This is a genomic window from Burkholderia sp. RS01 (genome assembly GCF_039748055.1).
Lineage (GTDB): Bacteria > Actinomycetota > Actinomycetes > Actinomycetales > Micrococcaceae > Arthrobacter.
Genome location: NZ_JBDLAK010000005.1, coordinates 130,581 through 149,577, shown reverse-complemented (window position 1 = coordinate 149,577; position 18,997 = coordinate 130,581). Strand labels below are relative to the sequence as shown.

Annotated in this window: 17 protein-coding genes; 10 read left to right on the top strand and 7 right to left on the bottom strand. The window is 66.3% G+C overall.

The genetic code is table 11. From position 1 onward, the window contains the following. The first annotated feature begins 349 nt into the window (after nucleotides 1-349). The 4 genes from ABFP37_RS06810 (at nucleotide 350) to ABFP37_RS06795 (ending at nucleotide 4,118) form a co-directional block, all read left to right on the top strand. Nucleotides 350-1,030 (top strand): polysaccharide deacetylase family protein, encoded by a 681-nt coding sequence (locus ABFP37_RS06810; protein ID WP_185982282.1) that lies wholly within the window; start codon nucleotides 350-352, stop codon nucleotides 1,028-1,030. 22 nt (nucleotides 1,031-1,052) lie between these two features. Beyond that, on the top strand, nucleotides 1,053-1,817 hold the full coding sequence (locus tag ABFP37_RS06805) for a M50 family metallopeptidase (RefSeq protein WP_078029418.1): 765 nt from the start codon (nucleotides 1,053-1,055) through the stop codon (nucleotides 1,815-1,817). Between the two features lie 9 nt (nucleotides 1,818-1,826). Next, nucleotides 1,827-2,906 carry a glutathione S-transferase C-terminal domain-containing protein gene (locus ABFP37_RS06800; protein ID WP_078029417.1) on the top strand — a complete coding sequence of 360 codons (1,080 nt, stop codon included), beginning with the start codon at nucleotides 1,827-1,829 and terminating at the stop codon, nucleotides 2,904-2,906. A gap of 93 nt (nucleotides 2,907-2,999) precedes the next feature. Further along, entirely contained in the window at nucleotides 3,000-4,118 is a 1,119-nt protein-coding gene (locus tag ABFP37_RS06795) for an aromatic acid exporter family protein (protein ID WP_139362895.1), read from the top strand. 22 nt (nucleotides 4,119-4,140) lie between these two features. Here ABFP37_RS06795 and ABFP37_RS06790 read toward each other — a convergent pair whose 3' ends face one another. From ABFP37_RS06790 to ABFP37_RS06780, 3 genes are read right to left on the bottom strand one after another with little or no spacing between them, the layout of a single operon-like run. Then, nucleotides 4,141-5,052 carry a MaoC/PaaZ C-terminal domain-containing protein gene (locus ABFP37_RS06790; protein ID WP_078029416.1) on the bottom strand — a complete coding sequence of 304 codons (912 nt, stop codon included), beginning with the start codon at nucleotides 5,050-5,052 and terminating at the stop codon, nucleotides 4,141-4,143. Next, a complete protein-coding gene (locus ABFP37_RS06785; protein ID WP_347033081.1) occupies nucleotides 5,049-6,386 on the bottom strand; it encodes a 3-oxoacyl-ACP reductase in 1,338 nt (445 codons plus the stop codon). The genes ABFP37_RS06790 and ABFP37_RS06785 overlap by 4 nt, the downstream gene beginning before the upstream one ends. Nucleotides 6,387-6,395: 9 nt before the next feature. Then, nucleotides 6,396-7,763 (bottom strand): acetyl-CoA C-acetyltransferase, encoded by a 1,368-nt coding sequence (locus ABFP37_RS06780; RefSeq protein ID WP_078029414.1) that lies wholly within the window; start codon nucleotides 7,761-7,763, stop codon nucleotides 6,396-6,398. A gap of 68 nt (nucleotides 7,764-7,831) precedes the next feature. Here ABFP37_RS06780 and ABFP37_RS06775 point away from each other — a divergent pair, with 68 nt between their 5' ends. After that, nucleotides 7,832-8,512 carry a TetR/AcrR family transcriptional regulator gene (locus ABFP37_RS06775; RefSeq protein WP_078029413.1) on the top strand — a complete coding sequence of 227 codons (681 nt, stop codon included), beginning with the start codon at nucleotides 7,832-7,834 and terminating at the stop codon, nucleotides 8,510-8,512. A gap of 35 nt (nucleotides 8,513-8,547) precedes the next feature. Beyond that, nucleotides 8,548-10,587, top strand: coding sequence for an acyl-CoA dehydrogenase (locus ABFP37_RS06770; RefSeq protein ID WP_078029412.1), 2,040 nt, complete (start codon nucleotides 8,548-8,550; stop codon nucleotides 10,585-10,587). Nucleotides 10,588-11,139: 552 nt separating this feature from the next. Here the strand turns inward: ABFP37_RS06770 and ABFP37_RS06765 are convergent. After that, nucleotides 11,140-11,796, bottom strand: coding sequence for a 4'-phosphopantetheinyl transferase superfamily protein (locus ABFP37_RS06765; RefSeq protein ID WP_260681032.1), 657 nt, complete (start codon nucleotides 11,794-11,796; stop codon nucleotides 11,140-11,142). Nucleotides 11,797-11,861: 65 nt separating this feature from the next. Next, nucleotides 11,862-13,040 (bottom strand): glycogen synthase, encoded by a 1,179-nt coding sequence (gene glgA / locus ABFP37_RS06760; RefSeq protein WP_347033080.1) that lies wholly within the window; start codon nucleotides 13,038-13,040, stop codon nucleotides 11,862-11,864. 115 nt (nucleotides 13,041-13,155) lie between these two features. Between glgA and glgC the strand changes: the two genes are divergently transcribed. From glgC to ABFP37_RS06740, 4 genes are all read left to right on the top strand, one after another. Further along, nucleotides 13,156-14,565 (top strand): glucose-1-phosphate adenylyltransferase, encoded by a 1,410-nt coding sequence (gene glgC, locus ABFP37_RS06755; protein WP_078029409.1) that lies wholly within the window; start codon nucleotides 13,156-13,158, stop codon nucleotides 14,563-14,565. Between the two features lie 64 nt (nucleotides 14,566-14,629). Continuing rightward, nucleotides 14,630-16,081: an SDR family NAD(P)-dependent oxidoreductase gene (locus ABFP37_RS06750; RefSeq protein ID WP_078029408.1), complete on the top strand. Its 1,452-nt coding sequence runs from the start codon at nucleotides 14,630-14,632 to the stop codon at nucleotides 16,079-16,081. A gap of 58 nt (nucleotides 16,082-16,139) precedes the next feature. Further along, nucleotides 16,140-16,601: a pyridoxamine 5'-phosphate oxidase family protein gene (locus ABFP37_RS06745; protein ID WP_078029407.1), complete on the top strand. Its 462-nt coding sequence runs from the start codon at nucleotides 16,140-16,142 to the stop codon at nucleotides 16,599-16,601. A 113-nt stretch (nucleotides 16,602-16,714) separates the two neighbouring features. Next, on the top strand, nucleotides 16,715-17,197 hold the full coding sequence (locus ABFP37_RS06740) for a pyridoxamine 5'-phosphate oxidase family protein (RefSeq protein WP_078029406.1): 483 nt from the start codon (nucleotides 16,715-16,717) through the stop codon (nucleotides 17,195-17,197). Between the two features lie 22 nt (nucleotides 17,198-17,219). Here ABFP37_RS06740 and ABFP37_RS06735 read toward each other — a convergent pair whose 3' ends face one another. After that, nucleotides 17,220-18,071, bottom strand: a complete 852-nt coding sequence (locus ABFP37_RS06735) for a transglutaminase family protein (RefSeq protein WP_078029405.1) — start codon at nucleotides 18,069-18,071, stop codon at nucleotides 17,220-17,222. Beyond that, complete coding sequence (locus ABFP37_RS06730) at nucleotides 18,068-18,994, bottom strand: alpha-E domain-containing protein (RefSeq protein WP_056627162.1); 927 nt, start codon at nucleotides 18,992-18,994, stop codon at nucleotides 18,068-18,070. The genes ABFP37_RS06735 and ABFP37_RS06730 overlap by 4 nt, the downstream gene beginning before the upstream one ends. Nucleotides 18,995-18,997 lie beyond the last annotated feature (3 nt).

Genomic DNA, 18,997 nt, shown 5'->3' with positions numbered 1-18,997 from the left:
CGGCCTGGGGAGGAATGAACACATGGAACTGCATGGCCGAAATCGTCGGAACGCGAAAATAGGCCGCCGGCTTTTCACCCTCGCCTCAGTAGCCGTGGCCCTCAACGGCTGCGGTCCTGCAAACCGAAGCGAAGGCACCGGCAGCGCAGCGGCATCTCCCGTCGCCCCACCGGCCACGGCCACTGCACGAAAACGTCCGACGACGACCCCGCCTGCCGTGCGTCCCCTGCCGGATCCTCAAACGCAGGTTTCCCAGACGGCATCGGCCCTTCTTCCGGGGACCTATGGTCCGCCCGGCCCGGCTCCCAGCCGCCGGCCCGCGGCCGCCGCGCCTGCCAAGGCCCGCATCGTGGCTGATTTCACGGGCAAGGCACCCGGCACATGGGGGCTCTATGTGCCGGGGACCGCCACGAACCTCACGGGCCGCGGCCGCAGGATCGCCCTGACCTTTGACTGCTGCGGCGGGCCCGGGGGCGACGGCGTGGACCGGGAACTCATCGACACGCTTCAACGTACGCGAACCCGGGCCACGTTCTTCCTCAATTTCCGGTGGATCCAGGCAAATCCCGGAGTTGCCAGATCCCTGGCCGAAAACCCTCTCTTCGAGATCGGCAACCACGGCACCAAGCATGTTCCGCTCTCGGTTTCCGGCCGCAGCGCGTACGGAATCCAGGGCACCGCCAGCCCGGCGGAGGTCTACGACGAAGTCATGGTCAACCAGGCTGCACTGTACCGGCTCACGGGCAAGCCTGCCAGGTACTTCCGCCCCGGAACCGCCTACTTCGACGAGGCCTCGGCCGCCATAGTCAGGGAGCTCGGGCTGATCCCCGTGTCATTCAGCATCAACGGCGACGGCGGTGCCACCTACCCTGCGCCGGTTGTTCTTGGCGAAGTCGCCGCAGCCAAGCCCGGGGATATCATCATCGCCCATGCCAACCACCCTCACGGCGGAACCGCAGCCGGAGTGGCGCTGGGGTTGACCGCCCTGAAAACGGCAGGCCTCAAACCGGGACGACTCAACGTGAAGTAGTCCGGCGGTAGCCTAGAGTCCTATGGTTTACTTCGAAGCAGCTGCCCCGTCCCTCCCGCAACTGTGGTGGGACCGCGTGGCTTCCGGCTTCGCGCAGTCCGACATTCCCGCGGTGACCGTTACCGAACTCCTCGCCGTCGTCGTGATCGCCGCAATTCTCTCCGTCCCGCGCGCCACGTGGCGGTACTTCGGGCTGTTTGCGACCGTAACCCATGAACTGGGGCACGCATTTGCCGCGCTTACCAGTGGCCAGCGGCTCGGCGGCATCCAGCTTCGGCTCAACCACTCCGGCACCACCACCTCCTACACCCGCGGCCGGTTCGCCGCCGTATGGTCAGGGTTTTGGGGGTATCCCGTTCCCGGCATGGCGGGTGCAGCGCTGGTCTGGTCCGGCTTCACCGGGTGGGGGCCTGCTGCCATGTCCACCGGGCTGCTGATTCTGCTGGCATCCCTGATGTTCATCCGCAACGTCGCCGGCGTCTTCATCCTCCTGGCGGCCGTCCTTGCCTCGGCCACCACGATCATTGCCGTGCCCGCTGCTTTTACCGGCCATATCGCAATCATCCTGGGGCTGGCCCTGCTCGTCGCCTCAGTCCGCGACCTGGCCAAGCTCACGAACGTCCACCTCCGCCGCCGCGACCAGTTGCGGACCTCCGACGCCTACATCCTCTACCGCGCCACGGCCGTGCCCTCGGGGGTATGGATCGTCCTCTTTGCCATACTTGTCGGGGCGTCCTGGTTGGTGGCGTGGCAGCCGATTTCGAAGGTTCTTGCCGCGGCGACATAGGCTGGACCTATGAGCGAGAAGTCCAGCACCCTCGAAGAGCACAGCACCGTCGATGAACACAGCACCAAGGGATCGTATGTCACCGGTGGCGACTTCAACCGGGACACTAACTACATCGAGGACCGCATTACCCGCGAGGGCAAGCCGGGACCGAACGGTGAGCCAGGCTGGCCCGTGGCCCCCGGCCGCTACCGGCTGGTAGCCGCACGCGCCTGCCCGTGGGCGAACCGGGCGGTGATCGTCCGACGGCTTCTGGGCCTGGAAGAGGTCATCTCGTTGGGTCAGCCCGGCCCCACCCACGATGCCCGGTCCTGGACCTTCGACCTGGATCCGGACGGCAAGGACCCGGTGCTGGAAATCGAGCGCCTGCAGGACGCGTACTTCCGCCGGTTCCCGGACTATCCGCGAGGCATAACCGTGCCCGCCATGGTGGACATCGCCACGGGAGCGGTGGTCACGAACGACTTTCCGCGGATCACGCTGGACTTTTCCACCGAGTGGACGGAGTTCCACCGCCCCGGAGCGCCCCAGCTTTATCCGGACCACCTGCGCGAGGAGATTGACCGCGTCAACAAGCGTATCTTCACGGAGGTTAACAACGGCGTGTACCGGTGCGGTTTCGCCGGCTCGCAGGAGGCCTACGAGTCGGCCTACAGCCGCCTGTGGACGGCCATGGACTGGCTTGAGGAACGGCTCGGCACCCGGCGGTATCTCGTCGGCGACTCGATCACCGAAGCTGACGTCCGCCTCTTCACGACGCTGGCCCGGTTCGATGCCGTCTACCACGGCCATTTCAAGTGCAACCGGAACAAACTCAGCGAGATGCCGGTTCTGTGGGCCTATGCCAGGGATCTCTTCCAGACGCCCGGTTTCGGGGACACCACCGACTTCGTGCAGATCAAGCAGCACTACTACGTCGTCCACGAGGACATCAATCCCACACGCGTCATCCCGGCCGGCCCGGACTTGTCCGGATGGCTGGCGCCGCACGGCCGCGAGGCCCTGGGCGGGCGCCCCTTCGGGGAGGGAACGCCTCCCGGCCCCGTCAAAGCCGGGGAGGAAGTGGCCGCGGGACACGGGGCTTCCTGAACGCAGATTACGGCTTGCCGCAGGTTCACCCGGCCCTGCCGTGAGAGTTAGTCCACTTGCCGCACACCGGCAGCGCCCCTACTGTTGGGCCGGATGAGCACCTCGACGCAGAACACAACGGCCCGGGAACCGCTGCCCCGGAAACTCTGGCGGCTCTCTGCAGGAAGTGTGGCCCGCGCCCTTGCGGCGCCGCGGCTGCAGCTGGCAGCCAAGGCGGGCCTGGCCGCGGGCCTCGCGTTCATGATCGCCCCGCTCATGCCGGGCGCTGCGGCGCACTATCCCTACTATGCTCCGCTTGGGGCGCTCGTGGCCATGTACGAAAACGTAGCCGGCTCCATGCGGCAAGGCCTGCAAACGCTCGTGGGACTGGCGGCGGGCATAGGCCTTGCGTTCCTCCTGATCAGCTTTGGCGCCACACCGCTCACCGTGGGCATCGTGATGGCGCTCGGTGTCCTGCTCGCCGGGCTCCCCCGCCTGGGCGCGGGCCGGGACTGGATCCCGACGGCGGCACTGCTGGTCTTGCTCGTGGGCGGACGCAACCCGGACGACTTCTCGTTCGGTTACCTGCTCCAGATGGGCTTTGGCGTGGCGGTGGGCATCGTTGTCAACATGCTCGTGTTCCCGCCCCTGCACTTCAACGCAGCGGCCCTGAGCCTGGCAGAACTCCGTCTCGCGTTGGCCCGCCAACTATCAGACATGGGCGAGGCGGTGCACGAAAAGTGGCCGCCGGAGCACCAGGAGTGGTCCCGCAGGTCGGAGGAGCTGGCCCGGTCGGCCCGGTCCGTCCGCGCCGCCGTCGAAAAAGCCGATGCCAGCAGGGAGGCCAACCCCCGCCGCCGTTTCCATCCCCGCGACCTGAACCTGGATTACCGCAGCGTCCGCGCCCTGGAGCGCGTCACGTTCCACATCCAGGATATGACCGAGGTGCTGACTGACGTGATCTGGAACGAGGACATGCCCTTCACCATTCCGCTGCCGTACAGCGAACCGCTGGCGGGCGCCCTGTCCGCAGTCAGTGAAGTGCTCCGCGCCGCGGAGGAGGACGATGCCGGCCGGCAGGCTGAGCTGCTGAGTGCTGCACACGCCGCGGTCGGCGTCCTCGAAGAGCGCATCACCTCTGAGGACGCCGACGCGGACGGACCGAGCGCCGCGGAATCCATCCTGCTGAGCCTGCACCGGATACTGCGCGCGGCCGGAACGGACAGCCGGTAAGCCCGCCCGGTCCGGGGCGGCACTACAGCGCCGTCACCGATCCGCTGAAATGCTTCCGGCCGGACCGTGGGCTCCAGGCCACGTAGTCGGAACGCAGCCAGGCCGCGCCCTCCGTCTGCGCCGTGGAGATGTCCAACGCCACCCTCGCGGGAAGGAACACCGGCGCCTCGAAACTGACCTCCCAGCGGAAAGCCTCGCCCTTCGCCGAACCAACGTCCGCCAGCGCACGGGACGCGAGGTACATGCCGTGCGCAATTGAACGGCGAAGGCCAAGGGCCTTGGCCGAAAGCACGCTGAGGTGGATGGGATTGAAGTCTCCCGAAACGGCAGCATAGGCACGCCCCGCGTCGACGCCGAGCTGCCAGAGTGCAGTGGGATCCGGAGCCTTGAACGCCGCAGGCTGCACGGCGGCCGCCGCCTTATCGATTCCGGGCAGGAACACACCCTTTGCCAGGTACGTCGAAACACCCCGCCAGCGAACCGTTCCGTCACCGGCCGCGCGGACCTCGGCCACGATGTCCAGTTGGGTCCCGGCGCGGTGCGCGCGGAGGTTTTCGGTCCAGGCCGAAATATCCACCGGTTCGGTAAACCGCACCGGACTGCGGTGCTCGACAGCATTGCGCAAATGGATCATTCCTAGCAGCGGCAACGGAAAGTCGTCACGGTTCATGACGCTCATGGCGACCGGGAACGCCAGCGCGTGGATGAAGCCGGCGGGCAAAACGTCGCTGGCAGTTTCACCCAGGAGGTGCTGATAGGCCGTGAGGTTCCCGACGTCGGCCAGGACTCCCCTGACCTCATGGCTTACCAAGGGCAGGGCGGTGCTGTTGTGGGACCCTAGGAGCCGGCGCCGGGCAGCCGCGGCGGCCGCGTTCACATAGAGCTTCGAGAGGGACGGCATTTCTCCCAGGATGACGGGCTGGGCACTGCTCATGCTCCCACCATGTTTTGTCCGCACACCCGGAGCACCTCGCCGGAAATGCCGCAGGCGGCGCCGCTGGCGAGGAAAGCAATCGTCTCGGCAACGTCCTGCGGCCGGCCGCCCTGCTGCAGGGAATTCAGCCGACGGGCAATCTCTCGCGTGGCAAACGGTATGCGGGCGGTCATCTCCGTCTCGATGAAGCCGGGCGCCACGGCGTTGATCGCACCGCCGTATCCGGCCAACAAAGGTGCCGTGGCCCGGACCATGCCCATCACCCCGCCCTTGGACGCAGCATAATTCGTCTGGCCCCTGTTGCCTGCGATACCGCTGGTGGAAGCAACGGACACGATGCGCGGCGACGACCGGAAGTGCTCGGAAGCCAGGAGGGCGCCGTTGATGCGCAGTTGGGCGGCGATGTTCACGTCGATCACCGAACTCCAGCGCGAGTGGTCCATGTTGACGAGCAGTTTGTCCCGCGTAATTCCCGCGTTGTGGACCACGATGTCCAGGCGCCCGTAGCGGCCGACGGCGTGGTCGAGGATCCTGGTGCCGGCGTCATCGCGGGTGATGTCCAGTTGCAGGGCTGTCCCTCTGACGTCGTTGGCGACCTCGGCCAGGTGGTCACCCGCGGCCGGGATATCGACCGCCACCACTGTCGCGCCGTCCCGGTGGAGCGTACGGGCAATCGCCGCGCCGATCCCGCGCGCGGCACCCGTAACGACGGCGACTTTTCCTGCGAGCGGTGTGTCGACGTCGTCGGGCAGCGTGCCGTCAGAAGTACCGATCCGCACGAACTGGCCGTCCACGAATGCGGACCGCGCGGAAAGGAAGAACCGGAGCGCGCCCAGCGCACCCGGCGCGGTTGCGCCCACCCCGTCTGCCAGAAGAACGCCGTTCCCTGTGGCACCGGCACGGAGCTCCTTGGCCAGTGAACGGAGCAGCCCGTCCACCCCCTGCCGGGCGGCTGCGGCGGCGGGGGTGCCGCCGTCAGGCATGCGGGAAACGGTGATGACGCGTCCGTTCGGAGCAAGGTCCCGCAAGGAGGGCGCAGCACTCAGCACCGGCTCCTCAAGGTCGCCGGGCGTTTCGAGGTCGTCGAGGACCAGCACGATCCCGCCGAGCTTTTCCCCGGGGACGGCGTGGCGCCGGACGTCCAGGTCCCAGGCAAGGAGGTCAGCCGCCAGGGCATCCGCTCCCGCGCTCGAACCCACAACCAGCACGGGGCCGTTGACCAGGGGTTGGCCGGGTTCGTAGCGCCGGAGCACGGCAGGCTGCGGCAGCCCGAGCTTCTTCGCAACATCCCGGCCGAGGCCCTTGCTGACCAACCGTGTGTAAGTATCTGTCATGAGAATCCCCTAGTGTGCTTCCAGCAGCGCGACGACGCCCTGGCCGCCCGCGGCGCAGATGGAAATCAGGCCGAGGGCCGGACGCCCGTCAGCGGTGCCCTTTTCGTGCAGCATCTTGGCGAGCGACGCCACGATGCGTCCGCCGGTGGCGGCGAACGGGTGGCCTGCCGCGAGCGACGATCCGTTGACGTTAAGCCTGGAACGGTCTACCTTCCCGAACGCTCCTTCCAGCCCCAACCGGGTCCGACCGAATTCCTCATCTTCCCAGGCGGCCAGCGTGCTCAGCACCGTCCCGGCAAACGCCTCGTGGATCTCGAAGTAGTCGATGTCATCCAGCGTCAGGCCGTTGCGCGCCAGCAGGCGCGGCACGGCAAAGGCGGGAGCCATGAGGAGACCGTCTTTGCCGTGGACGAAATCCACGGCGGCGGCCTCACCGTCCAAAATCGTGGCGAGCGTGGGCAGGTCGTGCCGGTCCGCCCACTCTTCGGACGCCAGGAGCACGGTGGAAGCGCCGTCGGTCAGCGGAGTGGAATTGCCGGCCGTCATGGTGGCTGCGGATCCAAGGCTCCGGCCGAAGACCGGCTTCAGGGACGCCAGCTTTTCCAGGCTCGTGTCGGCCCGGAGGTTGGAGTCCCTGGTGAGCCCGCGGTACGGGGTGAGGAGGTCATCGAAGAACCCCGCATCGTAGGCGGCTGCAAGGTTGCGGTGGCTGTTGTAGGCCAGCTCGTCCTGGGCCTCACGCGTGATCTTCCACTGGGCAGTGGTCAGTGCCTGGTGCTCCCCCATGGACAGGCCGGTGCGCGGCTCGCCCGTATTCGGTGCGTCCGGCGCAAGGTCCTTGGGACGCAGACGGGCGAGGATCTGCAGGCGCTGCGGCAGTGTTTTGGCCCGGCTGAGATCGAGCAGGACTTCACGGAGTCCCTCACTGACGGCGATCGGCGCATCGGATGCCGAGTCGACACCGCCGGCGATGGCGGACTCAATCTGTCCGAGCTTGATCTTGTTGGCAAGGCCCAGCACCGTTTCCAGTCCTGTGGCGCAGGCCTGCTGGAGGTCATATGCCGGCGTTTCCGCGGAAAGCGCGGAGCCCAGCACGGCCTCGCGGGTCAGGTTGAAATCCCGCGAGTGTTTCAGGACTGCGCCTGCGGCCACTTCGCCGATGCGCTCGTCCTGCAGCCCGAACCGGGCGATCAGTCCGTCCAGGGCTGCCGTGAGCATGTCCTGGTTGGACGATTTGGTGTAGGCCCCGCCCGTGCGGGCGAACGGAATCCTGTTACCGCCCACCACCACGGCCCGGCGAACTGCGTGTCCAGATGAAGCGGCCCGCGCCACGGCGGGCTCTTCTGATCCATTTACTGACTGTCCGTCGATGGACATGCGGTGTCTCCTTAGGTCCAGGCTAGTTATCGATACCCAGCGTACCTGATACGCTGGGTATCGTGAATATGAGCCACACTGACGGAGACTCCCTGTCCGGACCCGCGGCCGTGGACGGCCGCGCCTCCAGGTGGCAGTCCCACCGGGAGGAGCGCAGGCGCGAACTCATCAAGTCTGCCCGGCGCGCCGTTCACGCCCTGGGCAGCGATGCCTCCATGGAGGACATCGCCACGGCAGCCGGCACGTCAAAGTCGGTGTTCTACCGGTATTTCGGTGACAAGGCGGGGCTGCAGCAGGCCGTGGGCGAAGTGGTGCTTTCCCAGATGCAGCGCCGCATCCGGGAAGCTGCGCAGAGTGCCCAGACCCCGCGCGAAGGCCTGTTTGCGATGGTCTCCGCGTACCTCCAAATGGCCGAGACGAGCCCCAACGTCTATACCTTCGTGACCCGCTATTCAGCGGGAGATACCGACGGCGGCCACACCGCCATTGCCACGGCCGGCGCGCTGGGGCATTTCTTCGACTCCATCGCGGACATGATCGCCCGGCCCATGCGCGCGCATCTCGGCGAAGGCAAGGAAGCCGTGATCGGCTACTGGCCGAACGCGGCGATCGGACTGGTCCGCAATGCAGGCGAGCAGTGGCTCGCCAGCCCGGACTCCCCTGCGAAACCGGACCAGGAGACGATGGCCCGCCAGATCACCGCCTGGCTCTGCGTTGGCATCGCACCCGAACTTACCGACGTTCAGTAACCCTCAAATTGTCAAAAACCAACGAAGGAAACGACATGACTGAAGTAGCGGACCGCCCCACGGGCGCATTCTCCCGTCCGGCTCCGGCAGGACAGCCCGCCGTCGACGTCGCCGTGCTCGGCGAGCAGCTGCTGGGCAAATGGGCGCACGTCCGGCGCCAAGCCCGCGAGTTGGCAGCGCGCCCGGAACTGCACAAGACCGAGGGCCTCACCCATACCGAGCACCGCAAGCGCACGTTCGGCCAGCTTCGCTACCTCGTGGAAAACGATGCCGTCCATCGCGCCTTCCCGGCCGCCCTCGGCGGATCAGACGACCACGGCGGAAATATTGCGGGCTTCGAGGAGCTGGTCACTGCCGACCCGTCCCTGCAGATCAAGGCCGGCGTGCAGTGGGGCCTCTTCGGCTCGGCCGTGATGCACCTGGGCACCGAGGAGCACCACCGCAAGTGGCTGCCGGGCATCATGAACCTGGACATCCCGGGCTGCTTCGCCATGACGGAGACGGGCCATGGGTCGGACGTCGCGAGCATCGCCACGACTGCCACGTACGACGCCGGCACGCAGGAGTTCGTTATCAACACGCCTTTCCGTGCGGCCTGGAAGGACTACATCGGCAACGCCGCCATAGACGGTCTGGGCGCTGTTGTGTTCGCCCAGCTGGTCACGCACGGCGTGGACCACGGCGTCCATGCGTTCTACGTAGACCTCCGCGATCCGGATTCCAAGGAATTCCTGCCCGGCATCGGCGGCGAGGACGACGGAGTCAAGGGGGGCCTCAACGGCATCGACAACGGCCGCCTGCACTTCAGCAACATCCGGATCCCACGCACCAACCTGCTCAACCGCTACGGTGATGTGGACCCGGACGGCAACTACAGCTCCCCGATCGCCAGCCCTGGCCGGCGCTTCTTCACCATGCTGGGAACATTGGTGCAGGGCCGGGTCAGCCTGGACGGCGCTGCCGTGGCCGCTTCCAAGCTCGCACTCAAGACCGCTATCACCTACGCCACCGAGCGGCGTCAGTTCAATGCCTCCTCCGCCACCGAAGAAGAGGTCCTGCTCGACTACCAGCGGCACCAACGGCGGCTCTTCACCCGCCTGGCAACCACCTACGCTGCCGCGTTCGCCCACGAACAGCTGCTGCACAAGTTCGATGACGTCTTCTCCGGCGCGAACGACACTGATGAGGACCGGCAGGACCTGGAGACCCTGGCCGCGGCCCTTAAACCGCTCAGCACCTGGCACGCCCTCGATACCCTGCAGGAATGCCGGGAGGCGTGCGGCGGCGCCGGCTTCCTGATCGAAAACCGCTTCGCGTCGCTCCGCGCCGACCTCGACGTCTACGTCACGTTCGAGGGAGACAACACCGTGCTTCTGCAGTTGGTGGCCAAGCGGCTGCTGGCGGACTATGCCAAGGAATTCCGCAGCGTCAACTTCGGCGTCCTGGCCCGGTACGTGGTCAACCAGGCGGCAGGGAACGCCGTCCACCGGACCGGGCTCCGCGGAGTCGCGCAGTTCGTGGCGGACACTGGCCTGCCCCAGAAGGCCGCCATCGCGCTGCGGGAAGAGGAGAGCCAGCGCGCACTGCTGACCGACCGCGTCCAGACCATGGTTGCGGACGCCGGCAGCGCTCTGAGGGGCGCCAACAAGCTCCCGCAGAGCGAGGCTGCCGCCTTGTTCAACCGGCATCAGGACGAGCTGATCGACGCGGCGCAGGCCCACGCCGAGCTGCTGCAGTGGGAAGCCTTCACAGATGCCCTCGCACAGGCCAACGATCCGGGAACGAGGACTGTGCTCACCTGGCTCAGGGATCTGTTCGGGCTGTCCCTGATCGAGCAGAACCTGTCCTGGTACCTTATGAACGGCAGGCTCTCCATGCAGCGCGGGCGCACCGTGGGCGAGTACATCAACCGGCTGCTGACCAAGATCCGCCCGCATGCGCTGGATCTGGTGGACGCTTTCGGTTATGGCCCGGAGCACCTGCGTGCCGCGATCGCCACTGGCGCGGAAAAGGTGCGCCAGGATGAGGCCCGCGACTACTACCGCGCGCGGCGTGCAAGCGGACAGGGACGGTAGCTGAACTCCTAGTTCTTGAGGCGGGCCCCTGCGCGGCGGCCACGGAGGCCATGCCGTCCGTGGCCCACGCGGTGCGGACGCTGCAGTCTATGCTTGGCAACGCAGCGTGACGTCCTGTGGCAGGCAGGGCCGGCGCAGTCCTATTGGAAGGTTGGTGGACGGGCATGTTAGCTAGCCGGCCATCGTCCGCCGCCGGGCCCGATGGTTCGCGGTGACGGGCCAGCTTCACGACCGCTTCCACCGATTTGGTCCCCCTGGGCCCCGGAACCATCACTTTGCAGTTCAGGTCTCTGGGTTTGAGAATTAAGGAGTGGCCTCAGCAGGACCGGATTGTTGTGCCCGTAGTTCAGAGCCCGGCCCCCGTTGAAAAAGTCCAGACACTCCCTGCCCTCGTCGCTGTAGAGGGTGCTGCAGGCGAACACGACTTCCCAGCCGCGGCAATAGGATAGAACTTCGGATTCTGACGGCTTCTCACGGCTTGTTTTCAGGATAGAGGTGAATCTCAGGACGTCCGACGGCGGCTTCCTCGCCGCCGTCGGCCCTGGGACCGCCTCAGCGGCGCGGCGGCAGTGCAAGCCAGGCAACGGCCACTACCAGATTCGACGGAAGGCCGAGTGGCTCCGGAGCCATGCTGCGGACGCGGGGATCGGCAACGACGTCAATGCCGTTTGGCTCCCGTGCCAGCCCGGTTCCGAGTGCCTTTAGGAGCGCTTCCTTCCGAGTCCACAGCTGCGCCCTCAGCTGGGGACGGCTGTGCTCGGGAGTGCTGAGTGTGAGGCGTTGTTCCCCATCAGTCAGCAGCGTAGCGTCGAAACCCTCAAAGGCCGTGGACGATTCATCTTCAACATCGACCCCGACCGCTCCGGTGAGGTCGGCATCCAGTTGCCCGGCGACAACTGCCCAGTCTCCGCACCGCGACAGGCTCAGCACAAGCGGAACGGGACGGCCTTCGACCGTATATCCCGGCCGTCCATGGTTCAGCCAGGAACCTTGTCCACACGCGGGGCAGTGATAATCGATCTCCAGCCGATCATCTGCGAGGCCAAGAAGCTCTGCCGCAAAATGGCGCTGTACCAATCGGCCAGCCAGAAACCGCCGACGCGGAAGTTCACCACTGAATAGCGCCGCTCGAGTGAGTTCAGCGGGATCCAGGATCCAACTGCGCCCGACATCGACGTTACTCAGCTGAAAAGCGCGAACCTGCAGCATCAATACCCTTCCCTCCTGGGATGCTGCGGTTCACAACATCCCAGGAAGGTCAAGAACGCCTCGCGTTACAGTACCGAGCGGTATACGTCGAGGGTGGTCTCAGTGATGGACTCCCACGAAAAGTGCTCCTCCGCCCGGCGCCGGCCGGCTTCGCCCATGTCACGGGCGCGCTCGGGATCCGACACCACTTCCGTCAGGGCAGCCGCAAAGTCGTTGACGAACTTTTCCGGGTCCAGCGGTGTGCCGGTGCCGTCGGTGACCTGTTCGATCTCCACGAGCAGCCCGGTCTCTCCGTGCTGAACCACCTCGGGGATGCCGCCGGTGGCGCTGGCAACTACGGCGGCGCCGCAGGCCATGGCCTCGAGGTTGACGATACCGAGCGGTTCGTAGATGGACGGGCACGCGAAGGCGGTGGCGTGGCTGAGGACCTGGATGAGCTCGTTGCGTGGCAGCATCCGCTCAATCAGCACCACGCCGCTGCGCTGGCCCTGGAGTTCTTCTATCAGCCGGGCAGTCTCCGCGGCCAGTTCAGGCGTGTCCGCCGCACCGAGGCACAGCACCAGCTGGACGTCCTCGGGAAGCTTGGCGGCGGCGCGCAGGAGGTAGGGAACACCCTTCTGCCGGGTGTTCCGTCCTACGAACACCACGCTGGGACGGTCGGGGTCGATGCCAAGTGCGCGGACGGCGTCGTGGTTCTCATCGCGGTTCCACATGCTGACGTCGATGCCGTTGTGCACCACCTTCACCTTGGCGGGGTCCACGTCGGGGTAGCTGCGCAGGATGTCTTGGCGCATGCCCTCGGAGACCGCAATGATGGCGGCAGCCGCCTCGTAGGCGGTCTTCTCCACCCAGGAGGACAGCGCGTAGCCGCCGCCGAGCTGCTCGGCTTTCCACGGGCGCAGCGGCTCCAGGCTGTGGGCACTCAGGACGTGCGGGATACCGTGCAGCAGGGACGCCAGGTGCCCGGCCATGTTGGCGTACCAGGTATGCGAATGGACCAGGTCCGCGCCGGCGATGTCCGGAACGATGCGCAGGTCCACCCCGAGCGTCTGGACCGCGGCATTCGCCGAGCCGAGATCCTCCGGCACGGAGTAGGACGTCACCGCAGCCCCGTGGTAGTCGGCGTCCCGGGGCGCCCCGAAGGCACGCACCTGCAGGTCGACGTGCTTGGCCAGGACCCGGCTCAGCTCGGCTACGTGGACGCCCGCGCCACCATAAATCTCCGGCGGGAATTCTTTAGTCACAATGTCTATTCGCACGATACCCAAGGTAGTCGTTACGGTTGAACTGTTCTAGTGTGAAGGAGTCCGGGCGTGCCGGACTTTTGGGGAAGTTACGAAGGCGTACAGGAGCGACCACATGCCGTTGAATAAGAAAGTCCTGGCCATTGTCCTCGCAGGCGGGGAGGGAAACCGTCTCATGCCATTGACGGCGGACAGGGCCAAACCAGGCGTGCCCTTTGCGGGAAGCTACCGCCTGATCGACTTTGCGTTGTCCAACCTTGTGAATTCCCGATACCTGCAGATCGTGGTCCTGACGCAGTACAAGTCCCACAGCCTCGACCGCCACATCTCCGAGACCTGGCGGATGTCCACCCAGCTCGGCAACTACGTCGCCTCGGTCCCCGCGCAGCAGCGCGTCGGCAAGAGCTGGTTCCTCGGCAGCGCAAACGCCATCTACCAGTCCCTGAACCTCATCCGTGACGCCAATCCCGACATCGTCGTCGTGGTGGGCGCGGACCACGTGTACCGCATGGACTTCGCCCAGATGGTGGAGCAGCACGTCAAGAGCGGCGCCAAGGCAACCGTCGCGGCCGTCCGCCAGCCACTGCACATGGCGGACCAGTTCGGTGTGATCGAAGTCGACCCCGAGGACTCCCAGAAGATTGCCGCCTTCGTCGAGAAGCCGTCCTCCACGCCCGGCCTGGCCGCGGATCCGACCCAGTTCCTGGCATCCATGGGCAACTACGTCTTCAACGCCGATGCACTGGTGGACGCCCTGCACGTCGACGCCGAACGCCTCGACACCAAGCACGACATGGGCGGGGACATCATTCCCTACTTCGTGAACCAAGGCGAAGCCGGCGTCTACGACTTCACGCTCAATGACATTCCCGGCTCCACCGAACGCGACCGCACCTACTGGCGCGATGTCGGAACCATCGACTCGTTCTACGACGCCCACATGGACCTCATCTCGCCGCTGCCCGTGTTCAACCTGTACAACTCGGAATGGCCTATCTACACGCGTCAAAGCATCTCCCCGCCCGCCAAGTTCGTGCGCGGTGAGCACAACACCGTGGGCAGCGCCCTGGACTCGATCGTGGCCAGCGGCGTGGTTATCTCTGGAGGCATCGTGGAAGGCTCGGTCCTGGCCAACGACGTCTACGTCGGCACGGCAAGCCGCGTGGTGGATTCCGTGCTGATGGACAAGGTCCAGATCGGCGAGGGCGCCGTGGTCCACCGCGCCATTATCGACAAAAACGTCAAGGTTCCCGCCGGTGCCGCGATCGGTCTGGACGCGGAACTCGACCGCGCCCGCGGCTTCAAGGTCACGGATTCGGGGATCACCGTGCTGTCGAAGGGCCAGGCCGTTCCCGAGCCGGACGACGCCGAGCGGGCACTCTCAGCGGCCAACCTGCACCTTGTTCCCAATGCCGTGAAAGCCGCCACCGAGAATCTCCCTGGAGTGCGCGAGTCCGTGCAGCAGGCCGGACAGGTCCAGGCCGCCGCCGTCGGCGTGGAAGCACCCGCCAACAGCCGCTCCTGAGATCGCGGTTTCAAGAGGGCTTTGTGGGCGGGCCTGATGCTCGGCAGGCTGTAAAATCAGATCAATGAGCTTCTCCGATCTGACGCCTGAAGAGATTCAGGCCTGCCTTAAAGTCCTCAACACCATCCACGTCTACGACGAGGAGCACCCGGACTACGTCTCGGTACGCCGTGCCACGGGCAAAATGTTCAAGGCCGTCAAACGGCACCGGCGCGTGACCAAGCGTGACCTGATCGCGGAATCAGACCGCGCCGTCATTGCACAGACGGCGACGGCCGCGCCGGACCGGATCGACGACGAGACCCGCGGCAATAAGCTCGCCCCCTCGGCCACCGGCAAGGTTGCCGGCCACCTGATCAGATCCAGGCCCTGCTACATCTGCAAGCGGCACTACACGCAGGTGGACGCCTTCTACCACCAGCTCTGCCCGGAATGCGCGGCGTTCAGCCACACCAAGCGCGACGCCCGGACGGACCTGACCGGACGCCGTGCCCTGCTCACCGGCGGCCGAGCGAAGATCGGCATGTACATCGCGCTGCGGCTGTTGCGCGACGGCGCCCACACCACTATCACCACACGCTTCCCGAAGGATGCCGCCCGACGCTTCGCCGCCATGGAGGACAGCGCCGACTGGCTGCACCGGCTGAAGATCGTGGGCATCGACCTCCGCGACCCCTCGCAGGTCATGGCCCTCACCGACTCGGTGAGCGCCGCAGGCCCGCTGGACATCATCATCAATAATGCTGCGCAGACCGTGCGCCGCACGGGCAACGCCTACAAGCCGCTCGTTGACGCTGAGGACGAGCCTTTGCCCGCGGCCCTCGAACCCGCCAACGGAGGACCCGAGCTGGTCACCTTCGGCCACGCCCACGACAAACACCCCCTGGCCCTCGCAAGCAGCGTAACCGAGCATCCGGTCCTTGCGGGTGACGCCATCACCTCGTTGGCCCTGTCCACCGGTTCGGCGTCGCTGGAACGCATCGCGTCCGGAACCGCCATCGACGCGGGCGGGCTGGTGCCTGACCTCGCCACGATCAACAGCTGGACCCAGGTGGTGGACGAGGTGGACCCGCTGGAAATGCTCGAGGTCCAGCTGTGCAACGTCACCGCGCCGTTCCTCCTTGTCAGCAGGCTTCGGGATGCCATGAAGCGCTCGACGGCCCGGCGGAAGTACATCGTGAACGTGTCCGCCATGGAAGGGCAGTTCTCCCGCGCGTACAAAGGCCCGGGCCACCCGCACACCAACATGGCCAAGGCGGCGCTGAACATGATGACCCGCACCAGCGCGCAGGAAATGCTGGACACCGACGGCATCCTCATGACGGCTGTTGACACCGGCTGGATCACCGACGAACGCCCGCATTACACTAAGGTCCGGCTGATGGAGGAAGGCTTCCACGCACCCCTGGACCTCGTGGACGGCGCGGCCAGGGTCTACGATCCGATCGTCATGGGCGAAACCGGCGAGGACCAGTACGGCGTCTTCCTCAAGGACTACAAGCCGAGCCCCTGGTAACAGGCCGTCCTCCGGGTCATGCCTCCACGTGTGCGGCCGCGGGCCGTACGATGTGTCCATGGATACTGCACCGCACGACGGAAAGCTCACCTTCGACGACTGCTGGGAGCTGCTGGCCTCGGCCACTGTCGGCAGACTGGCCCTCATCGTGGACGGTCATCCGGAAATCTTCCCGGTCAACTTCGTTATTGAGCGCCGCAGCATCGTGTTCCGCACCGCCAGCGGGACGAAGCTGTGGGGCTCCATGAAGGAGGAGCCCGCCGCCTTCGAGATTGACGGCTACGACCCCCAGACCGAAGAGGCCTGGAGCGTTGTGGCGAGGGGCGGCACCGTAGCAGTGGAGGACCCCGCCGAGCGCGCTGCAGCGGACGCCCTGGGCCTGGAGCCGTGGCAGCCCGGAACCAAATCCCACTACGTGCGGCTGTTGCCGAAAGTCCTGACCGGCCGGCGGTTCAAGGTCAACGCCCCGGATGTCTGGAACACCCGGCTCGGCGACCAGCGCAGAGCGTCCTTTGAGTAGCCTCGCCCCATCCCGGCGGCCGCACGAATTGCCGGCGGCGGTTGGTGGCCCCTGCGGCCCTGCGGGAGGCGACGCACTGGCAAGGCTCTCGGAGCGGGCGTAGGCTCTGGTCCATGAGTAATGTGCAGCCCGCCGCAGCGGCCAACGAACCCCTGGAACACCTGGAATCCAGCCAGTGCTGGGACCTTCTCCGGCAGGTTTCGGTTGGCCGGCTGGCCGTATGGGTGGAGGATCATCCGGATATCTTCCCGCTCAATTACGCGGTGGACCACGGCACCCTAGTGTTCCGGACTGCTGTGGGAACCAAACTTGGGGGCGCCCTCGGCGATATTCCCGTGGCGTTGGAAGCGGACGGCGTTGATGCCGCCACCGGGATGGCGTGGAGCGTGGTGGTCAAAGGCAAAGCCGCCGCCGTCACCGGCATTGAGGGAGTCCTGGAAACCGCGTCCCTCTACCTTTTCCCGTGGCAGGGCGGGCAGAAGGACCACTTCGTCCGGATCACTCCCGATTCGGTGACCGGCAGGCGGTTCAAGGTGACACCACCGCTCACATGGTGGACGCAGCTCAGCGGCGCCGTCAGGTCTTCCCCCGAGTAGGCGCCGCCGGCAACAAAAGGCGTCAGGCCAGCCGGGTGATTACCACGCTCACGCTGAGCGTGGAGCCGCCGCCGCCGGACAGGATGCCCTTAAGGGGCGCCACGTCCCGGTAATCCCGGCCGCGTGCCACCGTGACGTGGAAGTCCCCGGCAGGCTTGTGGTTCGTGGGATCCCAGCTCCGCCACTCCCCGTCCCACCATTCCAGCCACGCGTGGGACTGGCCGGCCACCGGCTCGCCGATATCCGCCGTGGACCGCGGGTGAAGGTAACCGGAGACGTACCGTGCCGGGATGCCGCAGCTGCGCAGCGACCCGATGGCCAGGTGCGCCAGGTCCTGGCACACCCCCTGCCGCTGGCTCCAGGCCTCCTCGGCGTTGGTGGTGACGCCGGTGGTGCCCTTCATGTAGGTCATCTCGCCGCGCATCCACTCAAAAATTGCCATGGCGGCCTCGTGCGGGTTCTTGTCCGCCACGACGCCGGGGATGATGTCGAGCACTTCCTCCCCCGGGCCGGTCAGCTGGGACTGCGGAACCCAGTCGCTGAACTGGTTGAGCGTCTCGGGCGAGGTGATGACGTCCCAGCCCGCTATGTCCGCTTCTGACGGAATCCGGACGGAGCGGTGGACCTCGACAGTGGTGGTTGCCAGAACTTCCAGGTGCTCATGCGGCATCTGCATGTCGAACGCGGTGACCCGGGTGCCCCAGTAGTCGCGGTAGCTGCTGACCGCCGCCTGGGACGGGGACACCTTCATGGATGACTCCAGCACCACCTGCTGGGGATCCGTCAGCGGCGTCATGCGTGCCTCGTTATAGGACAGCGTGACGCGCTTGTTGTAGTTGTAGCCGGTCTTGTGAACGATGCTCAGCCGGGTCATGAAACTTCTCCCACCCAGGCCAGTTCGTCCGCCTGATTGAAGTACTTACGGGAAATGGCGTCCGAGGCCTGCGAAACCGCCTTCTGCACGCGCTCCATGTGCTCCGGAAGCTCCGACATCAGGTCATCCGTCCGGTGGAACTCGAGGAACGTGCGGGCCTGGCCCACGATCCGGCGGGCGTCGTTGATGAAGCCGACGCGCTGGGCCGAGGGATCCAGCTTCGCCAGGCACTCGTCGGCGTCGCGCAGGGCGTAGACGATGGAGCGCGGGAAGAGCCGGTCCAGCAGCAGGAACTCGGCCGCGTGCTGGTCGCCGAAGGCCGCGCGGCGGGTCCGCAGGAAGGACTCGTAGGCGCCGGCGCAGCGCAGCATGTTCACCCAGGACATGCCCGCGGACAGGACGTCTCGGGTGGAGAGCATGCGGGCCGTCATGTCGGCGCGCTCCAGGGAGCGGCCCAGCGCCAGGAACAGCCAGCTGTCATCGTGGCTGACGGTGGTGTCCGCCAGGCCGCTGACCATGGCGGTCCGTTCCAGGACCCAATGGCAGAAGCGGTAAGTGCCCACCACGTCCTTGCGGTGCTGGTTCAGCCCGTAGTACGTCGTGTTCAGGCTCTCCCACAGGCCTGACGAGACGGTCTCGCGGGCACGCCGGGCGTTCTCCCGGGCAGCACCGAGCGAACCGGCGATGGACGTGGCGCTGTGCTTGTCATAGGCGAGGGCGTGCAGCAGCTCCTCGAGGCCGAAGTCCTCGCTCTGCGGGCGCGCCCCCATGACCGCCAGCAGTTCGCGGGCCACGCTGCGCCGCTCCTCGGTGGGCAGGTGGTTCAGCCGTTCGAGGTGGACATCGAGGATGCGGGCTGTGCCATCTGCCCGTTCAACGTAGCGGCCGATCCAGAAAAGGGACTCGGCGATTCGGCTAAGCATGTG